Annotated in this window: 18 protein-coding genes; 14 read left to right on the top strand and 4 right to left on the bottom strand. The window is 56.0% G+C overall.

Annotated elements, in window-relative coordinates; all coding sequences use genetic code 11:
• Positions 1 to 63 precede the first annotated feature (63 nt).
• Complete coding sequence (locus ACR0L3_RS13275) at positions 64 to 237, top strand: hypothetical protein (protein ID WP_480746212.1); 174 nt, start codon at positions 64 to 66, stop codon at positions 235 to 237.
• Between the two features lie 4 nt (positions 238 to 241).
• Here ACR0L3_RS13275 and ACR0L3_RS13270 read toward each other — a convergent pair whose 3' ends face one another.
• Positions 242 to 871, bottom strand: coding sequence for a LysE family translocator (locus ACR0L3_RS13270; protein WP_480746211.1), 630 nt, complete (start codon positions 869 to 871; stop codon positions 242 to 244).
• A 915-nt stretch (positions 872 to 1,786) separates the two neighbouring features.
• Here ACR0L3_RS13270 and ACR0L3_RS13265 point away from each other — a divergent pair.
• Both ACR0L3_RS13265 and ACR0L3_RS13260 read left to right on the top strand, forming a co-directional pair.
• Positions 1,787 to 2,935: a prolipoprotein diacylglyceryl transferase gene (locus ACR0L3_RS13265; protein ID WP_480746210.1), complete on the top strand. Its 1,149-nt coding sequence runs from the start codon at positions 1,787 to 1,789 to the stop codon at positions 2,933 to 2,935.
• A gap of 398 nt (positions 2,936 to 3,333) precedes the next feature.
• A complete protein-coding gene (locus ACR0L3_RS13260; protein WP_480746209.1) occupies positions 3,334 to 4,197 on the top strand; it encodes an alpha/beta hydrolase in 864 nt (287 codons plus the stop codon).
• A 5-nt stretch (positions 4,198 to 4,202) separates the two neighbouring features.
• Here ACR0L3_RS13260 and ACR0L3_RS13255 read toward each other — a convergent pair whose 3' ends face one another.
• Positions 4,203 to 5,075 carry an S-methyl-5'-thioadenosine phosphorylase gene (locus ACR0L3_RS13255; protein ID WP_480746208.1) on the bottom strand — a complete coding sequence of 291 codons (873 nt, stop codon included), beginning with the start codon at positions 5,073 to 5,075 and terminating at the stop codon, positions 4,203 to 4,205.
• A 205-nt stretch (positions 5,076 to 5,280) separates the two neighbouring features.
• Here ACR0L3_RS13255 and ACR0L3_RS13250 point away from each other — a divergent pair, with 205 nt between their 5' ends.
• Entirely contained in the window at positions 5,281 to 6,915 is a 1,635-nt protein-coding gene (locus ACR0L3_RS13250) for a SulP family inorganic anion transporter (RefSeq protein ID WP_480746207.1), read from the top strand.
• Between the two features lie 135 nt (positions 6,916 to 7,050).
• Here ACR0L3_RS13250 and ACR0L3_RS13245 read toward each other — a convergent pair whose 3' ends face one another.
• On the bottom strand, positions 7,051 to 7,656 hold the full coding sequence (locus ACR0L3_RS13245; RefSeq protein ID WP_480746206.1) for a flavin reductase family protein: 606 nt from the start codon (positions 7,654 to 7,656) through the stop codon (positions 7,051 to 7,053).
• A 73-nt stretch (positions 7,657 to 7,729) separates the two neighbouring features.
• On the opposite strand from ACR0L3_RS13245, the gene ACR0L3_RS13240 reads away from it, so the two are divergent.
• From ACR0L3_RS13240 to ACR0L3_RS13220, 5 genes are all read left to right on the top strand, one after another.
• On the top strand, positions 7,730 to 8,224 hold the full coding sequence (locus tag ACR0L3_RS13240; protein WP_480746205.1) for a GNAT family N-acetyltransferase: 495 nt from the start codon (positions 7,730 to 7,732) through the stop codon (positions 8,222 to 8,224).
• Between the two features lie 52 nt (positions 8,225 to 8,276).
• Positions 8,277 to 9,020 (top strand): EcsC family protein, encoded by a 744-nt coding sequence (locus ACR0L3_RS13235; RefSeq protein WP_480746204.1) that lies wholly within the window; start codon positions 8,277 to 8,279, stop codon positions 9,018 to 9,020.
• Between the two features lie 173 nt (positions 9,021 to 9,193).
• Complete coding sequence (locus tag ACR0L3_RS13230; RefSeq protein ID WP_480746395.1) at positions 9,194 to 9,604, top strand: NUDIX hydrolase; 411 nt, start codon at positions 9,194 to 9,196, stop codon at positions 9,602 to 9,604.
• 71 nt (positions 9,605 to 9,675) lie between these two features.
• Complete coding sequence (locus tag ACR0L3_RS13225) at positions 9,676 to 10,131, top strand: DUF1178 family protein (protein WP_480746203.1); 456 nt, start codon at positions 9,676 to 9,678, stop codon at positions 10,129 to 10,131.
• A gap of 3 nt (positions 10,132 to 10,134) precedes the next feature.
• Positions 10,135 to 10,773 carry an SDR family NAD(P)-dependent oxidoreductase gene (locus ACR0L3_RS13220; protein WP_480746202.1) on the top strand — a complete coding sequence of 213 codons (639 nt, stop codon included), beginning with the start codon at positions 10,135 to 10,137 and terminating at the stop codon, positions 10,771 to 10,773.
• On the opposite strand, the gene ACR0L3_RS13215 is transcribed toward ACR0L3_RS13220, so the two are convergent.
• Positions 10,767 to 11,120, bottom strand: coding sequence for a hypothetical protein (locus ACR0L3_RS13215; RefSeq protein ID WP_480746201.1), 354 nt, complete (start codon positions 11,118 to 11,120; stop codon positions 10,767 to 10,769). The two genes, ACR0L3_RS13220 and ACR0L3_RS13215, sit on opposite strands and share 7 nt — an antisense overlap.
• A gap of 163 nt (positions 11,121 to 11,283) precedes the next feature.
• Between ACR0L3_RS13215 and ACR0L3_RS13210 the strand changes: the two genes are divergently transcribed.
• The 5 genes from ACR0L3_RS13210 (at position 11,284) to ACR0L3_RS13190 (ending at position 18,841) form a co-directional block, all read left to right on the top strand.
• Complete coding sequence (locus ACR0L3_RS13210; RefSeq protein ID WP_480746200.1) at positions 11,284 to 12,522, top strand: aspartate kinase; 1,239 nt, start codon at positions 11,284 to 11,286, stop codon at positions 12,520 to 12,522.
• Positions 12,523 to 12,568: 46 nt separating this feature from the next.
• Positions 12,569 to 14,812, top strand: coding sequence for a phosphoenolpyruvate--protein phosphotransferase (gene ptsP / locus ACR0L3_RS13205; protein ID WP_480746199.1), 2,244 nt, complete (start codon positions 12,569 to 12,571; stop codon positions 14,810 to 14,812).
• A 139-nt stretch (positions 14,813 to 14,951) separates the two neighbouring features.
• Positions 14,952 to 16,397 carry a glucose-6-phosphate dehydrogenase gene (gene zwf / locus ACR0L3_RS13200; RefSeq protein ID WP_480746198.1) on the top strand — a complete coding sequence of 482 codons (1,446 nt, stop codon included), beginning with the start codon at positions 14,952 to 14,954 and terminating at the stop codon, positions 16,395 to 16,397.
• 2 nt (positions 16,398 to 16,399) lie between these two features.
• Entirely contained in the window at positions 16,400 to 18,205 is a 1,806-nt protein-coding gene (gene edd, locus ACR0L3_RS13195; RefSeq protein WP_480746197.1) for a phosphogluconate dehydratase, read from the top strand.
• A gap of 3 nt (positions 18,206 to 18,208) precedes the next feature.
• Positions 18,209 to 18,841, top strand: a complete 633-nt coding sequence (locus tag ACR0L3_RS13190) for a bifunctional 4-hydroxy-2-oxoglutarate aldolase/2-dehydro-3-deoxy-phosphogluconate aldolase (protein WP_480746196.1) — start codon at positions 18,209 to 18,211, stop codon at positions 18,839 to 18,841.
• Positions 18,842 to 18,876 lie beyond the last annotated feature (35 nt).

Genomic DNA, 18,876 nt, shown 5'->3' with positions numbered 1-18,876 from the left:
CTCTATGCTATGTATATACATTGCATCTCGGTAAGAATCAAGACTTGGACAGGGAAAAGGCACGTGGCAAAGAAAGACGGTAAGGGGTCTACCAAGAAAAACAGTCAGTTGGTCCTGCGTCTGGACAAGGACGAACGCGACGCATTTGTCGAGTTGTGTAAGGACTTGGATACATCAGCCGCTCGGGAAATCCGCCGGTTTATCCGTGGTTTCATGAAGGAACACGCTGAGGAGTAGGGCCTTATGCCGGGCGGCGAAGTACCGCAGTTGCAATCCCCATTCCGACTAGCGTCAGTCCCCCGAACCTAGTCATAGCAGTAATGACGCCAGCGCGGCCAATCATGCGACGAAGGCGGTCTGCCAATAACGCATAGGCCAACGCGTTCAGCCAAGCCAAGCCAACAAAAGTTGCAATCAAGATTACAAATTGAGGACCAAGAGGTTCGGCTGGGCGCAGGAACTGAGGGACGAACGCAATAAAAAACGCGATGGATTTCGGGTTCAGCGCGGTAACTGCGGCGGCGTGGCCAAACACACTGCGCGGGGTGACGTTGCTTTCGGTTTCCATCGTTTCCAGACCACCAGAAGGTGCGCTGCGTAACAATTTAATGCCAAGCCATACCAGATAGGCAGCACCCACCCATTTGAGGACAGTAAACAGGGTTGCAGAAGCTAAAACCAGTGCTCCCAACCCCAACAATGAGGCCGTCATGGCGACCAGATCCCCCACCGCAACCCCGGTGGCCGAGGCCACGGCAACGCTGCGCCCTTTGGACAAGGCATAGCTGAGCACCAGCAAAACGGTTGGGCCGGGTATCAGCAGTAGTGCGGTCGATGCAGCCACGAAGGCCAACCAAAGGTCTAGGGACATGGTGTTTCCTACTTAGGTGCTCGTGACACCAAGCCTCGGTACTGTATCGAGGTCAAGCCTTTCAGCCTCTCTTTTTTCGGCCTTATGAAGCGTCTAAAAGCCTCGACCACCGCCGCAGCCAGAAACACAGGGCAAAACGGTCCGCCTCGCGCAATTCTAAGCCAAGCGTTAAGCATTTTGCGTCCCAGCCGATATGGTTTCGCATCTGTGTGAGGTTGATGGTGCTCAATCATCGATGCGGTTGAAAGTCGTTCCGCCGTCATACTCGCTCATAAGCTCCAGCAGGACGGCTCAATATGCAATACGCGGGCGACGTTCGTGGATATGGTGAGTTTTCGCAGCCGTTTCTAAGCGCGGGTAATCTCATCGTCTATGTGCGGGATGCAGACTTCTTCTACAAATGGGTCAAGACGTAGTTGGCAACGGATGCCTTGTTCAGAAAAAAAGCCAATAGAAAAAAATACAATAATATTGGCCCAGTTAAACCGGCTTTTCTTTTCATAAGTAGTAGGGAGCTATCCTTGTCAGGGCCAATTGTTGCGGCCTCAACGTTGTTCAAAGGTGGGAATAGCTCCCTTTTGCTGTGCGTAACCATAGTCAACTCGTAAATAAACTATTTACTCTTTTTCAGACACCACATTAACCGAGCATTAACGCGCCAAATAATTCAGTTTAAACAGATTTTTTCGATCTTTCTTGGCGACAAAGCTTTAAAGTCATTGCGATTGTTAACAATTACATACTCCCGACCGATTCCTTATGGCCGAATGCAAATTTATTAATGCTGAGTTAAAGATAATCGCATGTGAATGGCCAACAACTGCCACATTCTAGCCCTGTTTAAGCAACAATTTTTAAGACGGCATTTATACGCCGCCGCTGAACCGAATTTCTGAAAAGGAAAGGACTTCTGCTGTGTTGAATTTCCTTAAAGTGAGCGTCTCCGCACTCGTACTGTCTGCATTTGCGGTTGCCCCGATCGTGACTGTTTTCGCCACCGATTATGCCTATGCAAACAATGGTAATGGCAAAGGTGGAGGTAAAGGAGGCGAAAAAGGGGGTAACGGAGATGGCAACGGCGGCGGAAAAGGCGGCAACAGCGGTGAAAAAGGCGCCAAAAAGGGATGGGGGTCCGAGAAAACGTCGAAGGGGGCAAGCACGAAGTCTGCCAGCAAAGGTCACAAGTCAAAAAGCGGTAGTCGTTTGGGCCGGGCTGTGAAGGAAGACTTTCAGGCTTTGGGCCGTAACCTGAAGCAAAACGGTGTCAAAGGTCTGTTCAAAACGAACAAGGCGCAGACCACTAAAACGCGCTCAAATAAAACGAGTGTTACTAAGTCTTTGAAGCCTGCAAGCAGAAAAGCAAATCTTCTCGATGATGGTACGCTTGCCCCTAACAACCTCGGCAAACTGAATGGCGCTATCAACTCTAGCGTAAATGCAAAACTAGCGCATATCGCGAATGGACAGTATGCGAAAGGCACTGGGCCAGTAAGCTTGGCCGCTGGCCTTGCTGTCGCTGACGCTAATTTTAATCATGTCATGGGCGAAAACAGTGATTTGAGCCCAAAAGAAGTGAAGGAAATTGCCGAAGCTTATGGCTATTTGGACACAGCCCCGATGACGCTGGAAGAAGCTGAAAAAGTTCTCGCGGATGCGGCTGAAACTCCGGGTGAGGTGTCACCGGAGGATTTGGAAACCGCACAGGCGGTGAAAGATGCGCATGAAGTGACGACCGATCTGGACGGTAATCAGGTAGAGCAGCCAACGGAAGATCAGCTTGCCGCTGCGAACGCGGTGCATGACGCAGAGGCCAACCTTTTGGGCCACTACAAAGGCGACTTTTCCGAAGATGCGATTGTCGCGGAAGAACAGCAAGACCGCGTCCTTGGTGCTGTCCGAGCCTCGAACCCAGATGAGAAATCGGTAAAAGCTACGCTTGGTCCTTCGGATGAAGCAAGCAGTTCCGTCGACGGTGAAGGGGACGGCGACACTGATGCTGAGCCCGAGGGAGCAGACCAAACCCCCGATGGAGAGCCGGCAGACGAATTGGCAAGTAACGGCTAATCGTAAAGTTTAAGGCCCGAGCTTAAAGACACGGTGCCAAATGCAACGTGGCTTGGCTTCTGCCGGATTGAGCCCGAGAAGCGAATTGGGTGGCTCTCTCGTTGCTTTTGGGGACACCCAACACGCATCCTCCCTGAAGCAACCTTGTCCACTTTGGTCCATTTCGAGGTTTTCGGCGCATGCAGCGTCAGGACATTAGACAAAACTCTAGGTCTGTGGTTCAGGTGGTGGTCAACTTCATCTGCCGCTCGTCAGGGCAGTGAAAGTCCAGAGATTTTTTCCATGCCTTCGCTAAATCAGCGAAGGTTTAAGTTTGCATTAAAGCTTGTTCTCCTGCCTTGAAAGCTTGCGCGCTGTTACCAAACTCTGAAAAAGAGACCGCAGAGTCGGAGATTATTATGACGCGCACGGAAGCCATGAATACTAAGATATATGCGGGTGCACCACACTCGAAATCCGCGAGGTTGAAGCGCGGCTTCGCTGTGCTGGCTCTTGTTGCTGTCGCCCTTTATGCCGCGATCGTAGGATACATGTACGCGAACCAGGACGCGTTGCTGTATAAACCTTCGGGCGAGTTGCCGGACCCTGCTACGGTCGGGTTGGCTGATGTCGATGTGGTCTCTCTGCCTATGTCAGACGGAATAGTATTAACCGCGTGGTCCGCACCACCGGCGACAGACGGCGCCCCGACAGTTCTGTTTTTCCACGGACAAAGCGGCAATCTTGGTGATCGCGCTGACCGAATGCGCGAAATACTCAACAGCGGATTTGGTTTGCTTGCACCCAGTTATCGTGGATTTCCGGGTAGCGAAGGGGAACCTTCGGAACTGGCGCTGATTTCGGATGGTGTTCAGATGTTCGATCGGTTGGATGCTGAAGGAGCTGGAGTTGTCCTGCACGGTCAAAGCCTTGGCACAGGGATCGCAGCTGCTATTGCCGAGCAGCGGCCGAGCGCGCAACTTCTTGTGCTTGAAGCACCATTCACAGCGACGGTGGATGTCGCGTCCGAGCGCTACCCGTGGTTGCCGGTCTCTGCCCTGATGAAAGACCAGTTCGCGACACGTGACTTTATCGGTGATATTACCGTTCCCACGCTGATCTTCCATGGGACTGAAGACGAGACGGTGCCTTTGCATCATGGTGAGGCGTTGGCGGGAATGTCGGGCGGTACAGCTGAATTGCACGTCATACCGGACGGAACCCATAACGATCTTTGGTCACATGGGCTCTGGGATGAAGTTCAGCGGTCGCTTGGGCAGTAAGCTCGTCAGAGAACTCGACCAGCTACTGCATCCAGCTTGGACAATAATACCGGATCACGTTTTTCGGGTGCCGTCAAAATTGCGTATTCCAACGCTCGGTCGCACCCATGGGGGCAGGGCTCACGTTCAGCCCCTAACAGATCGGGCAAGCCTTTGACCAACGCGCGACCCTTTTCGGCATTTCCAGTCAGGGTGGCGATGATGGCGGCCACGTCGACTTCTCCGTGATCTGGGTGCCAGCTGTCGTAATCAGTGACCATGGCGATTGAGGCGTAACAAAGCTCGGCCTCGCGCGCGAGCTTCGCCTCGGGCATGTTGGTCATGCCGATCACATCGCAGCCCCATTGCTCGCGGTACATCTTGGATTCCGCCAAGGATGAGAATTGAGGCCCCTCCATCGCCAGATACGTTCCGCCCCGATGGATGGTGATACCGGCAGCCTTTCCAGCAGTTTCACAGGCATCGGACAAGCGTGGACACGTGGGGTGTGCGACGCTGACATGGGCAACACATCCGGTACCAAAGAAGCTTTTCTCTCGTGCAAAAGTCCGGTCGATGAACTGATCGACAATTACGAAGTCGCCTGGCGCCATATGTTCGCGGAACGACCCGCAAGCCGAAACTGAGATCACATCCGTCACACCCAGCCGTTTCAACGCGTCGATGTTGGCGCGATATGGCACTTCTGTCGGTGAATGGATATGGCCGCGCCCGTGGCGCGGAAGAAAGGCCATGCTGACGCCATGCAGAGAACCTGTAAGGATGTGGTCCGAGGGATCGCCCCACGGCGTTTCAACGGTGACCCATTCCGCGTTTTCCAGCCCATCTATGTCGTAAATGCCTGATCCACCGATGATAGCGATTTTGGTCTGGGTCATAGCCGTGCTCCGAGTGAAAAAACTGCTGTGAAATTTCTGCGTGGCGTTGGATGATTTGGCAAGTGGGTTCAACGGTTTGTGTTGGTTGTCGGTTCGGTATGCGTCTGACGCATATCAGGGTCCCACCTGGCGCGGTATCTTAGCTGAGGCTTGACCGCTAAAAGGCCCCTTTCGCGCGAACAAAACAAACCGAATGGACAGTCCCATGCCCCGAGCCATACTGGCAAGCTTTGCCAATCGTATTGCCAAACCCGACTTGCGCTGGGTGCCGGATGAGGGGCTGACCGCCTCGCGCCTGCGGATCGAGCTGCTATCTGGACTGACCGTAGCGCTGGCGCTGGTGCCCGAGGCGGTGGCTTTTGCCTTTGTCGCTGGAGTGCACCCGCTTGTTGGTTTGTATGCGGCATTCATGGTGGGTTTGATTACTGCATTGATTGGTGGCCGTCCTGGTATGATCTCGGGCGCAACCGGAGCTTTGGCTGTTGTAATGGTAGCTCTGGTTGCTGAACACGGGGTCGAATATCTGTTCGCCACCGTTGTTTTGATGGGGATTCTGCAAGTCATTGCTGGCGCAATGCATTGGGGGCGTTTCATCCGGCTGGTGCCACATCCGGTAATGCTGGGTTTTGTGAACGGTCTGGCAATCGTGATTTTCCTTGCGCAGTTGGGTCAGTTCAAGGTGCCCGGTACCATGGAAAACACCGGCCACGGTGTGGGTGGGGGTGAGTGGCTCTCAGGTTTGCAGCTTTACACCATGCTGGGGCTCGTGGCGCTGACGATGGCTGTGATTTGGGTCATGCCGCGCATCACGCGTGTCATTCCAGCGCCGCTCGCCGGGATTCTGGTTGTGGCCGCGCTGGTGATTGGCTTCGGTCTGGATGTGCCGCGCGTCGGTGATCTGGCATCGATTGAAGGCGGTCTGCCCCCGTTCCACATTCCGATGGTGCCGCTGAACTGGGAAACCTTCGAGATCATCTTGCCTTACGCGGTTATTCTGGCCGCTATTGGCCTGATTGAATCTCTGCTGACACTGAACCTCGTGGGCGAAATCACCGGCAAACGCGGCGGTGCCTCGCAGGAATGCATCGCACAAGGTGTCGCCAACGTCGCCACTGGATTCTTTGGCGGCATGGGCGGCTGTGCGATGATTGGTCAGTCGATGATCAACGTGAAATCCGGAGGCCGTACACGGATAGCAGGTATCGCAGCCGCACTGTTCCTGTTGGTCTTCATTCTGTTCGCCTCGCCACTTATCGAGCAAATTCCGCTGGCTGCTTTGGTTGGCGTGATGTTCATGGTGGTGATCGGCACCTTTGCCTGGAACTCGTTCAAGATCATGCGCAAGGTTCCCCTGACGGACGCGTTCGTCATCGTTTTGGTGACTGTTGTGACTGTGATGGAAGACCTTGCGGTTGCTGTTGTCGTTGGCGTGATCGTCTCGGCTTTGGCCTACGCTTGGAACAACGCCAAGCGTATCCACGCCATCACTCGGGACTCTGAGACTGAAAAAGGCGCAAAAGTTTACGAAATTCAGGGACCGCTGTTCTTTGGATCTTCGGATGGGTTTGTCGAACTGTTCGACGTTCCGAATGATCCGGAAACTGTAATTGTGGATTTTGCGGACAGCCGGGTTGTGGATCAATCGGCGCTTCAAGCCATTGAAAACATCGCCTCAAAATACGAGGCCGCAGGTAAGCGTGTCATGCTGCGCCACCTCAGCCGCGATTGTCACAAGCTGCTGAACAAGGCTGGCCACCTGATGGTCGATAGCGACGATGACCCTGACTACCAGTTGGCTGTGGATTACTCTGTCCGGACCGGAATTCTAGGTGGCCACTGAATATTTGCGAGGCTCTGCCTCGCGCTCCGGGATATTTTAGGCCAGATGAATAAAGGATTTCCTGTTTCGCCTGGATAGAAATGTCTTGGGGCTACGCAAGATGGGCGGTGGGGGCAGCGCCCCCTTTCCGAGACCTTATTCGTCCGGGCGTTTCAGCGAGAATAGTTCGGTGACGATTGAATAATCCCGATACCCAAGCCGTGCCAACGGTTGAAAGGTCGTGACGTCGAACACCCCGTCTCGTAGGCAGTCATCGCGAAGGTGGACCCCCGTGACCTCGCCGAAAACGACCCGATTTGCTTCACCTGGCAGGTTGATTATTTGCGTCAATTTGCATTCCAGTGCGGCCGGGGCGCCATCGACTCGCGCGCAGGGGATGGTTTCACATTCAACCGGTGTAAGGCCCGCATGTTCGAACTCGTCGTGGTGTTTGGCCAATCCTTCTGAACTGGTGTTCATTGCCTCTCGATGGGCATGGGCAACCACGTTCACGCAGAATACTCCGGTTGCCTCGATGTTTGCGACGCTGTCTTTACCGCCGTCCTGATCGTGTTTGGTGCCGGTTGAGGCGAACATAACTTGCGGCGGCGTGTACGCGACCGCGTTGAAGAAAGAATATGGCGCCAGGTTGTTGATTCCGTCTGAACTGCGGGTAGAAATCCAACCGATCGGGCGAGGTGTAATGATCGCGTTGAAAGGGTTGTGCGGCAGGCCGTGGCCGTCTTCAGGGCGGTAGAACATTCACATCTCCAAGCGTTTGCCCATTGCGTATCGAAGTGCTAGGGCGAAAGCCAGCAAGGAAATGAGGGCCGGGGTGCAGCAGTTCGGGATCAGGCCGGAAGAGCCGGATGATTGGTGGGAGGTCGAAGCCCTCTATGACCTGTGCTTTGCGCCTGGGCGCGAGGCCCTGTCCTCGTATCGATTGCGGGATGATGTGCCGCCTGTCTCAGGCCTTTCTATGGTCGCACGCGACGGTCAGGGAATTCTGGCCGGGGCCATCAGGTTCTGGCCCGTCCACATAGGGGATCACGATGCCTTGTTGCTGGGGCCCGTGGCTGTGCACCCAACCCACCAGGGCGAAGGGTTGGGTGGATTTTTGATCCACGAAGGGGTGCAGGCCGGACGAGAGCGCGGCTGGAACAGGGTTATGTTAGTGGGTGACGCACCTTATTACGCCCGATTTGGATTCACTCGACTGAACGGCGTCGAGATGCCGCCTCCTACTAACCCTGACCGAGTTTTGGGGTTGGAACTGTCTCCGGGTGTTTGGGACGGAGTTGGTGGGCTTGTCACCCGTTGGACACGCTGAGCTATTGAAACCTCGTCCATAAATCCCGATGTCTTAATGGCAGGAGGGTGTAATGCAGGACGTAGTTCTTGTTGAAAAATTGGACGCTGAGGCCGAACTGGACCGGTTGGCTGCATTTTACCGGTCTGCCGGAGGGCCGGGCGTTAAGCTGTTGAACAGCCTTGGTGGCTCAGCTGAATCCCTGCTTGAACAATTGCCCGAACCGATCCGACAGGGCCTGACAGGCGCGACGGAGCAGGCCTTGTGGCTTGCAATGCACGCTGCAGAAGGATCGCGCCGAGCGGTTCCCGATCAGCGCCCTTGGGTGAATACCGCGATAACCACAGCCATGGGCGCGGCTGGGGGCGTAGGCGGAATATCTACCGCTTTGATGGAGTTGCCTGCGACCACTGCGATGCTTTTGCGCGCGATACAGGGGGCTGCCGCACGTGAAGGGTTTGATCCTTCGGAAGAGGGTGTGAAATTCGATTGCGTGCGCGTTCTGTCCGCTGCTGGTCCGCTGTCCAATGACGATGGTGCTGATACAGGGTTTTTCTCAGTACGGCTGACGCTTACAGGCCCAGCTATGCAGCGCTTGATTGCGGCGGTTGCTCCGCGTTTGTCCGTGGTGTTGGGCCAAAAGCTTGCAGCGCAGTCGGTGCCCGTGTTGGGTGCGATCGCAGGGGGTGGCACTAATTACGTTTATACGCGGTATTACCAACAAATCGCCCGAGTACATTTCGGCTTGAGACGGTTGGCAGTTGATGCCGATATCCCACATGATGAGCTGGTGCGTAAACTGAGTTCGAGAATGTGATTCTTCGTCAAATGCTTGGATAAAAATGCCCTATATGGTATTCATGATTTGAGCTCCCGCTAAATAGTCAAAAAAAATGCGGGGAACAGGCAAGAGTTCCATTTGAAAGGTGGCGCAGCGTGAACGACGCAAGGTTATCGCCCCATGTTTCGCAGAAAGCTCGGCACTTGCCGATGCTACGGCAATCAGCTGCGCTGTGCTATCGGTTCGAAAGTGGTCGGCCTGAGGTATTGCTCATCACCACTCGCAAATCCGGCCGCTGGATCATTCCAAAGGGATGGCTGATCAACGGCATGACCTCGTTTGAAGCTGCGCAACAGGAAGCTTGGGAAGAGGCCGGAGTTCGTGGCAAATGTGATGAGAAGGCGATTGGGCGATTTTTCTACCAGAAACGTCACCGGAAAAAAGGATTGGTATTGTGCGTCGTGGATGTTTTTCCGCTCTTGGTAACTTCGTTCGCCCCACGGTTTCCTGAATATCGCCAGCGGCAGAGAAAGTGGTGTAATCCGAAAAAAGCTGCTGTGTTGGTCAATTCTCATGAACTAGCGCTATTGTTGCGAAAGCTCGAGCCTGTTAGGCACTGAGACGTCCCTTGAGGGGCTTGATCTTGCCGAGACCCTCGGTATCTAATTGGCGACCGACATTTGGACGGATCATGATTCAATACTCATTGAAATGCAGCAACGGCCATACTTTTGACAGTTGGTTTCAATCGGCTGCAGCTTATGACAAGCTGGCTTCCTGCGGCATGGTAACATGCACGGTTTGCGGGTGTGCAGACGTTGAAAAGGCGATCATGACACCGCGTGTACGGCCTGCCCGCAATGTGGAGTCGCGCGTTGAGGAAAAGCCGCAGAAAACCGATACGATAGACGTTGCCGCTCCGCCGCCAGACCTTGAAAAGGCTTTGGCGGAATTGCGCCGCAAAGTGGAAGAGAATTCGGATTATGTCGGCAAGGATTTTGCCCGTGAAGCGCGAAAGATTCATCTTGGCGACGCGCCGGAACGACCGATCTATGGCGAGGCCAAGCCCGAGGACGCGCAAGCGCTGATTGACGACGGGGTTCCTGTCGCCCCTTTGCCGTTCCTTCCTACCAGAAAGACAAATTAAACCGTGCATATCGTTATTACCGGGGTCAACCGTGGGATTGGCCAAAAGCTGGCGCATGCTTATCGCGACCGCGGAGATGAAGTGACGGGTACGGCGCGGGATGGAAGCGCGCAGGTGACCCTAGACGTTACGAACCCAGCTGAGCATTCGGACATGGCGGGGCAACTGGGCGACCGCCCGATCGACCTGTTGATCTGTAACGCTGGCGTTTATCTGGACAAAGGGCAGGGTTTAGACGGATATCCGGCGGAAATGTGGGCCCATAGTTTTTCAGTCAACGTGACCGGCGTGTTCCTGTCCATACAAGCCCTGTTGCCCAATCTGCGTGCGGCGCAAGGCAAGATTGCGATCCTATCGTCGCAAATGGCTTCGCATACGCGGGCGCCAGGTGGCAGCTATATTTATCGCGCCTCTAAAGCCGCAGCATTGAATCTGGGACGCAATCTGGCCACCGATCTACGCAGTGATGGCATCGCCGTGGGAATCTATCACCCCGGTTGGGTTTTGACGGAAATGGGGGGACCAGCCGCCGAGATTACCACGGATCAGGCTGCTGAGGGACTGATTGAGCGATTTGATGCGTTGTCACTTGAAACAACAGGCTGTTTTGAGACTTGGGACGGTATTCCCCACGCTTACTGACGTTTCAGTGCCGCAGTTGGGACTTCGTAAACTTCATCAGGGTCGATGAAAATCACTGTGAGGTCTCCGCGCGTCTCATGGCTGATTCTGGCTGGTGAGCTGCTGGAATTCGGCACACCATCGGTGAAATAGATGCTTCTCACTTCTCCGGCGCTTAGCGCGACGGCCAAAGTCGTGGTGCCATCGTCATGATGGCGCAGCTCGGCACGGCAGTCGCTAAGTGCGGCACCGCCAATGGCACACGGCACAGTGCCCAAAGCATTTTTACCGTCGGTCGCGGTCAGGGTTGAGGACTGCGCGACGGCAGATGAGGACAACAGGATGGCTGCGATGGCAATACGGAGCATGGAAAACCTCATGGAAAATGCGCTGTCTAAGGCTGACACCGCCATTGCTAGATGTAAAGCCGCCCAACTAACCATTTGGCGCGGTTTTGAACCCTTGCCCTTAAGGTCCCCCTCGCATAAGACGCACGGGATTTGAATTCCAAGGCGCGGAGAGACCACCCCCATGCCCGTACTCGTAATGAAATTCGGTGGCACATCGGTTGCCAACCTTGACCGCATCCGCCGCGCGGCCAAACGCATCGGCGTTGAGGTGGCTAAAGGGTACGACGTGATTGTCATCGTCTCAGCCATGTCTGGTAAGACGAATGAGCTAGTAGGGTGGGTGAACGAAACGTCGCCGCTGTTTGATGCGCGCGAATATGATGCGGTGGTATCCTCGGGCGAGAACGTGACTGCGGGTTTGATGGCGCTGACCCTGCAGGAAATGGATATACCGGCCCGTAGTTGGCAGGGTTGGCAAGTTCCTCTGCTGACTACAAGCGCCCACAGCCAAGCCCGTATCGAAGAAATACCGACCGAGAACCTAACGCAGAAATTCGACGAAGGTATGAAAGTGGCAGTTGTTGCCGGATTTCAGGGAATCAGCCCCGAAGGTCGGATCACTACGCTGGGCCGGGGTGGTTCGGACACCACAGCCGTGGCATTTGCTGCCGCGTTCGGTGCCGAACGCTGCGACATCTATACAGATGTAGATGGCGTCTATACCACCGACCCGCGCATCTGCGAAAAAGCACGCAAGCTGGACCGGATTTCGTTCGAAGAAATGCTCGAACTGGCCTCACTGGGGGCAAAAGTGTTGCAAACCCGCTCGGTCGAGCTGGCGATGCGATATAAGGTGAAACTGCGCGTTCTTTCTAGTTTCGAAGAACAATCCGACGAGGCCGGTACGCTGGTCGTGGACGAGGAGGATATCATGGAATCCAATGTTGTGGCCGGTGTGGCCTATTCCCGTGACGAGGCCAAGATGACCGTCGTATCGGTGGCAGACCGCCCCGGCATCGCCTCGACGATCTTTACCGCGCTCAGTGATGAGGGTGTGAACGTGGACATGATCGTGCAGAACATTTCGGACGAGGGGCGCACTGATATGACGTTCTCTTGCCCGACCGATCAAGTTGCGCGCGCGGAAAAAGCACTGCTTGCGATCAAGGACGCGGGCGAGCTGAACTATGCCGAACTGGTCGCGGATGAAGATGTCTGCAAGGTCTCTGTCGTTGGGATCGGTATGCGTTCGCAATCGGGTGTTGCGGCGAAAATGTTCAAGATACTCTCGGATGAGGGGATCAACATTAAGGTCATTACAACTTCTGAGATAAAAATTTCCGTCCTTGTAGATCGGAAATACATGGAACTTGCGGTTCAGGCACTGCATGATGCCTTTGAACTGGACAAGGCGGCCTGAGCATTTCAGCCAAGGATCTCGCCTGACACACTAATTTGGTTGGGCCATGGCGGACGGCACCGAAACAGAATCCCGCAAGCTGCTGGGGCGGCTGCGCGAAGAAATGGCGAGCGAGGCCGCCGGTCAGGAACGTCTTGACCGGATCACGCACCTGATAGCCGACAGTATCCGGGCCGAGGTCTGCTCGATCTATCTGTTCCGCGACGAGGAAACACTGGAGCTGTGCGCCACAGAAGGTTTGGCACCCGAGGCGGTGCATAAGACCCGGATGCGCATGGGTGAGGGGCTGGTAGGCCGTGTCGCGCAATCCGGAAAAGTTGTGAACACGGCGGACGCGCCATCGGCCAAGGGTTTTCGTTATATGCCGGAAACCGGGGAAGAGCGTTTCTCCTCCTTCTTAGGTGTTCCCGTTCAGCGTCTTGGTGAAAAGCTGGGCGTTTTGGTCGTGCAATCTCGCGATGCGCGCGAGTTTTCGGCAGACGAGGTGTACGCACTGGAAGTCGTCGCGATGGTTCTGGCCGAGATGGCCGAACTTGGTGCGTTCATAGGTGAGGGCGCAGCGCTTTCGCCGTTGCACCAACAATCGGTTCTGATGCGGGGCGGTCCGGCACAGGAAGGTGCGGCCGAGGGCCATGTCTGGTTGCACGAACCGCGCGTTGTCATAACCAACCCCATCGCCGAAGACCCGCATAGGGAACGTGAGCGACTGACCGAAGCAGTTGAAGAACTACGCGTCGGCGTCGACAAAATGCTGGAAATCTCGCAGGGCGGCGACAAAGAACAGCTTCAGGTTCTTGAAGCCTACCGCATGTTCGCCAACTCGAAAGGTTGGATGCGGCGGATGGAAGAGGATATCGGTCTGGGACTCAGCGCCGAAGCCGCAGTCGAGAAAGAACAATCTCAGGCCCGCGCCCGAATGGGGCAGGTGACGGACCCATATTTACGCGAGCGTTTGGCTGATCTGGACGATCTCTCGAACCGTTTGCTGCGCATTCTGACAGGACAGGGCAACGCCAACGGCAAGGACTTGCCATCAGACCCGATCCTGATCGCCCGAAACATCGGTCCAGGTGATCTATTGGAATATGGCCGGTCGCTGAAAGGTATTGTGCTAGAGGAAGGTTCGGTCGGCAGTCACGCCACAATCGTGGCACGTGCGCTGGCCATTCCGTTGGTTGTGCACGTTGGCCGCATCACGACCGAGGCACTGAACGGGGACCATATTCTGGTTGATGGCGATCAGGGTGTTGTTCACCTGCGCCCAGAAGACACAGTGGTCAGCGCGTTCCGCGACAAGATCGCGATGCAGGCCAAGGCGCAGGAACGCTATGCTTCGATCCGCGATACCCCGACCGTTACGCGTGATGGAGAGCGTATCAATCTGGTTATGAACGCTGGTCTAATGGCAGATTTGCCCTCGCTCGAAAACTCCGGAGCTGAGGGCGTTGGCCTCTTCCGGACCGAGCTGCAATTTCTTGTGCGCAACCAGATGCCGAAACGATCGGAATTGGTAACGCAATACCAGCGGGTTCTGGATGCCGCTGGAGAAAAACGTGTGGTCTTCCGGACGCTGGATATCGGATCAGACAAGGTACTGCCGTACATGAAGCATGTGGCCGAGCCAAACCCAGCGCTTGGCTGGCGCGCGATTCGGGTTGGTCTGGACAAACGTGGCGTAATGCGGATGCAGTTGCAGGCTTTGTTGCGCGCTGCCGATGGCCGCCCATTGACGATCATGTTCCCCTTTGTGGCGCAAGCTGACGAATTTCGAGAGGCCCGTTGGGAAGTTAACAAGACCATCGAACGGGAAAAGCGATTGGGGCATGTGCTGCCCGAAACGCTTGAGGTTGGCGCGATGTTGGAAACCCCATCGCTGGCCTTCGCACCGCAGAAATTCTTCGACGAGGTCGATTTCGTATCGATTGGCGGAAACGACCTGAAACAGTTCTTCTTCGCCGCCGACCGCGAGAACGAATTGGTTCGCCGCCGCTATGATACCCTGAATGTTAGCTTCCTCAGCTTCATTGAACGGATTGTTGAGCGTTGCAACATCTCGAATACGCCGCTTTCCTTCTGTGGCGAGGATGCAGGGCGCCCGGTCGAGGCATTGTGCCTGGCCGCGATGGGGATCCGAACGCTGTCGATGCGACCCGCCTCAATCGGGCCAGTCAAAAGCGTTCTGCTTCGGGCTGATCTACTGTCACTGCGCAAGATCATCGCCGATGCGCGGCACCGAGGCGAGCAGTCCGTACGGCCCGCAGTGATGGAATGGCTGCGCAGTCAAGGATGATCTTCCAAATCTGGGCTTGCTTTCTGCATCTGCATTGCCTATTGAAGCGGCAAATGTTAGCGATAACATAAACCATATCACGGGCACGCAGAAAATCAGGTGCTATGGTGATTAATGTGAGAACTGAAGGAGCCCTTCAATGGTTTCACGCGTAATTCCGGTTAATCCGTTCGACCTTGTGCTGTTTGGCGCAACTGGAGATCTGGCGCAGCGTAAGATTCTGCCGGGCCTCTATCATCGGTTCGAAGTTGGGCAAATGCCCGAAAACGCCCGGATCATCGGAACGGCACGCTCGGATATGGACAGCGACGCATTCCGTGAACAGATCAAAACCTCAATGAAGGAATTTGCTCCGAAGTTCAAAAAGGACGTGCTGGAAAAATTTCTAGGCCAGGTTGAATATGTTCCTGTCGACGCAATGGGCGAGGCGGGCTGGGACACTTTGGCAAAAGCCTTGCGTCCGGACGTGGTGCGCGCCTTCTATCTGTCGGTCGGCCCTAGCCTGTTTTCAGGAATCGCACAGCGGCTGCATGACCACGGGCTCGCCACACCGGACAGCCGTATTGTGGTTGAAAAGCCGTTTGGCCACGATCTGGCGTCAGCCAAATCGCTGAACGAAGGCTTGCGCGCCTGTTTTGAAGAGCATCAAATCTATCGGATTGACCACTATCTGGGCAAAGAGACGGTGCAGAATCTAATGGCGCTGCGTTTTGCCAATTCGCTGTTCGAGCCGCTTTGGAACTCGACCCATGTCGATCACGTTCAAATCACCGTAGCCGAAACTGTCGGCGTTGAGGGGCGAGGGGCCTATTATGATCAATCCGGTGCAATGCGGGATATGATTCAGAACCACCTCGTTCAGTTGTTGTGCCTGACCGCGATGGAACCGCCCTCGAAGTTTTCGCCTAATGCGGTACGCGACGAAAAGGTAAAGGTGATCGAAGCGTTGGAGCCCGTCGAGCCGGCGGATATAGCCCGCGGTCAGTACCGTGCAGAACATGGCCAAGGCGGTTATGTCGATCATGTCGGTAATCCGGCCAGCCGCACCGAAAGTTTCATTGCATTGAAGGTCCATCTCGGAAATTGGCGTTGGGCAGGGGTGCCGTTCTATCTGCGTACAGGTAAACGCCTGCGCGCACGGGAATCTGAAATTGCCGTGTTCTTCCGCGATCCGCCACATACGATTTTTCCAAACGCTGGCCCGCTTCGTGGCAATGTGCTGGTAATTCGCCTGCAACCGGACGAAGGCATCACCTTGCGTACAACCATCAAGGACCCCGGTCCGGGAGGTTTCCGCCTGTCCGATGTGGCATTGGACATGAGTTTTGCAGACGCGTTGGGCGCAGAAGCGAGCGCACCGGACGCTTACGAGCGTCTGGTGATGGATGTCATTCGCGGCGACCAAACCCTGTTTATGCGCGGGGATGAGGCCGAAGCCGCTTGGGCTTGGGTAGATCCCATCATCCATGGATGGGAAAATCGCGGCGACCGGCCTGCGCGTTATGATCAAGGCAGTTCAGGTCCCGAAGAAGCATTGATGCTGATGCATCGCGACGGTCGTCGCTGGCGTCAGATCGGAGGTTAATCATGGTTCATTCAGTAATCACAGACGTCACTCAGCGGATCATCGACCGCAGCGCTGATTTGCGTGGTCCACACCTTGAGCGGATGGAACAAGCCAAATCCAAAGGGCCAGCCCGCGCGCACCTGTCCTGCAGTGGGCAGGCACATGCCTATGCGGGTGCAGGTGAAGACCAACAGTCGATGGCGACCGGTACGGCGGGCAACTTGGGTATCGTCACAGCCTATAACGACATGTTGTCGGCGCACCAGCCGTTTGAGCGGTACCCCACTCTGATCCGCGATGCGATCCGCGCCGCCGGCGGCACCGCGCAGGTTGCGGGGGGCGTACCGGCCATGTGCGATGGCGTTACGCAGGGCGAGGCTGGGATGGAATTGTCGCTGTTCTCGCGTGATGTGATCGCGTTGGCGACAGGCGTAGCTCTAAGCCACAACACATATGATGCGGCTGTCTTCCTTGGCGTCTGTGACAAGATCGTGCCGGGCTTAATCATAGGTGCGCAGGCGTTCGGCCACTTGCCCGCGGTTTTCCTGCCTGCTGGCCCGATGACCAGCGGTCTACCAAATGACGAGAAAGCTAAAGTTCGCCAGCAGTTCGCCGCTGGAGAAGTTGGCCGCGATGAACTGATGAAGGCCGAAATGGCTGCCTATCACGGCCCCGGTACCTGCACTTTCTACGGCACAGCCAATACAAATCAGATGCTGATGGAATTCATGGGTCTGCACCTTCCGGGTTCCAGCTTCGTCAACCCCAACACGCCCCTGCGCGACGCCCTGACCGAAGAAGGCGCACGCCGTGCCCTGTCGTTGAGCGCGCTGGGCAACCACTATACGCCTGTTTGTCAGATTCTGGATGAGCGCGCTTTTGTGAACGGCATCGTCGGCCTGATGGCGACGGGCGGTTCAACCAACCTTCTGATCCACCTTATCGCTATGGCGCGTGCAGGCGGTATCGTGCTGGACTGGCAGGACTTTTCCGACATCTCTGGCGTGGTCCCTCTGGTCGCGCGGGTCTATCCCAACGGTCTGGCCGATGTGAACCATTTCCACGCCGCAGGCGGTCTTGGGTATTGCATTGGCACACTGCTGGAAGACGGCCTGCTGCACCCCGATACGCTGACCGTGGCTGGTCAGGGTCTGCACAACTACACCAAAGAACCCAAGCTGAAAGACGGCGAACTGGTCTGGGAAGAGGGTGCAGGTCAAAGCCTGAACGAAAAGATCGTCCGTCCCGCCAAGGACCCGTTCCAACCGACCGGGGGGCTGTCGCGGCTGACTGGCAACTTGGGCACTGCCGTTATGAAGGTCTCGGCCGTGGCCCCAGAGCATCAGGTCGTCGAAGCGCCCGTTCGCGTTTTCCAAGATCAAGCCGCAGTTAAAGCAGCCTTCAAGGCTGGGGAGTTCGCAGGCGACGTCGTTGTTGTCGTCCGCTTCCAAGGGCCTAAGGCCAACGGCATGCCTGAATTGCACTCGCTGACCCCTATTCTGTCGATCTTGCAGGGGCGCGGTCAAAAGGTGGCTCTAGTCACCGATGGCCGTATGTCCGGAGCCTCAGGCAAGGTACCTGCAGCCATACACGTCTGCCCTGAGGCGCTGGATGGCGGAGCCATTGCATATCTGCAGGACGGAGATCTGCTGCGCGTCGATGCAGTGAAGGGCGAGCTGGAAATCCTGACTCCGGGTGTTCTGGACCGCGCACCTGCCACTGCCGACCTCACAGCTAACCAACACGGAGTCGGGCGTGACCTGTTCGGCACCTTCCGCGCCAATGTCGGATCAGCCGACGCCGGTGCCAGCATTTTCGGAGCGTAACTTATGTCCAAAACCCAACGCACTCGCGAGATTTGCAGCCTGGCCCCAATTGTCCCGGTCCTTGTCGTAGATGATGCAGCACACGCTCGCCCTTTGGCCGAAGCTCTGGTTGCTGGCGGTTTGCCTGCTTTGGAGGTCACCCTGCGCACCTCGGCAGCGCTGGATGTGATCCGTGCTATGGCCGAAGTGCCAGGAGGTGTCGTCGGAGCAGGTACGTTGGTCACCCCCGATGATGTCCGCGCTGCAAAAGAGGCTGGCGCGCAGTTTGGGGTCTCGCCTGGCGCGACTGACGCTTTGATCGCGGCCTGCGAGGCTGAGGGGTTGCCCCTGTTGCCCGGTGCTGCGACTGCCAGCGAGGCTATGGCCTTGCTGGAAAAGGGCTATGACATGCTTAAGTTTTTCCCAGCCGAAGCTTCTGGCGGCGCGCCTGCGCTAAAGGCCATCGGTGCGCCCCTACCGCAAATTACGTTCTGCCCGACCGGAGGTGTGTCACCCTCAAACGCCCAGGACTATCTAAGTCTTTCCAACGTGATCTGCGCTGGCGGCAGCTGGGTCGCGCCAAAGCAAATGGTTGTCGATGGCGATTGGGCCGGGATCGAGGCGTTGGCACGAGAGGCTAAAAAGCTAAAGGATTGACGCCAATTCGCGTGGCGCTAGGGTAGACCCGATTC

Source organism: Ruegeria sp. CK1, assembly GCF_056536545.1.
Note: the sequence above shows the minus strand (reverse complement) of the source record. Positions and strands in the feature narration are given on the sequence as shown.

Excerpts from the sequence above, each read along its gene's own strand:
- ACR0L3_RS13215 (WP_480746201.1), bottom strand. The coding sequence starts at position 11,120 with ATGCTCCGTATTGCCATCGCAGCCATCCTGTTGTCCTCATCTGCCGTC.
- zwf (WP_480746198.1), top strand. The coding sequence starts at position 14,952 with ATGGTTTCACGCGTAATTCCGGTTAATCCGTTCGACCTTGTGCTGTTT.
- ACR0L3_RS13190 (WP_480746196.1), top strand. The coding sequence starts at position 18,209 with ATGTCCAAAACCCAACGCACTCGCGAGATTTGCAGCCTGGCCCCAATT.
- ACR0L3_RS13260 (WP_480746209.1), top strand. The coding sequence starts at position 3,334 with ATGACGCGCACGGAAGCCATGAATACTAAGATATATGCGGGTGCACCA.
- ACR0L3_RS13210 (WP_480746200.1), top strand. The coding sequence starts at position 11,284 with ATGCCCGTACTCGTAATGAAATTCGGTGGCACATCGGTTGCCAACCTT.
- ACR0L3_RS13270 (WP_480746211.1), bottom strand. The coding sequence starts at position 871 with ATGTCCCTAGACCTTTGGTTGGCCTTCGTGGCTGCATCGACCGCACTA.
- ACR0L3_RS13225 (WP_480746203.1), top strand. The coding sequence starts at position 9,676 with ATGATTCAATACTCATTGAAATGCAGCAACGGCCATACTTTTGACAGT.
- ACR0L3_RS13255 (WP_480746208.1), bottom strand. The coding sequence starts at position 5,075 with ATGACCCAGACCAAAATCGCTATCATCGGTGGATCAGGCATTTACGAC.
- ACR0L3_RS13245 (WP_480746206.1), bottom strand. The coding sequence starts at position 7,656 with ATGTTCTACCGCCCTGAAGACGGCCACGGCCTGCCGCACAACCCTTTC.
- edd (WP_480746197.1), top strand. The coding sequence starts at position 16,400 with ATGGTTCATTCAGTAATCACAGACGTCACTCAGCGGATCATCGACCGC.
- ACR0L3_RS13230 (WP_480746395.1), top strand. The coding sequence starts at position 9,194 with ATGCTACGGCAATCAGCTGCGCTGTGCTATCGGTTCGAAAGTGGTCGG.
- ACR0L3_RS13250 (WP_480746207.1), top strand. The coding sequence starts at position 5,281 with ATGCCCCGAGCCATACTGGCAAGCTTTGCCAATCGTATTGCCAAACCC.
- ACR0L3_RS13235 (WP_480746204.1), top strand. The coding sequence starts at position 8,277 with ATGCAGGACGTAGTTCTTGTTGAAAAATTGGACGCTGAGGCCGAACTG.
- ptsP (WP_480746199.1), top strand. The coding sequence starts at position 12,569 with ATGGCGGACGGCACCGAAACAGAATCCCGCAAGCTGCTGGGGCGGCTG.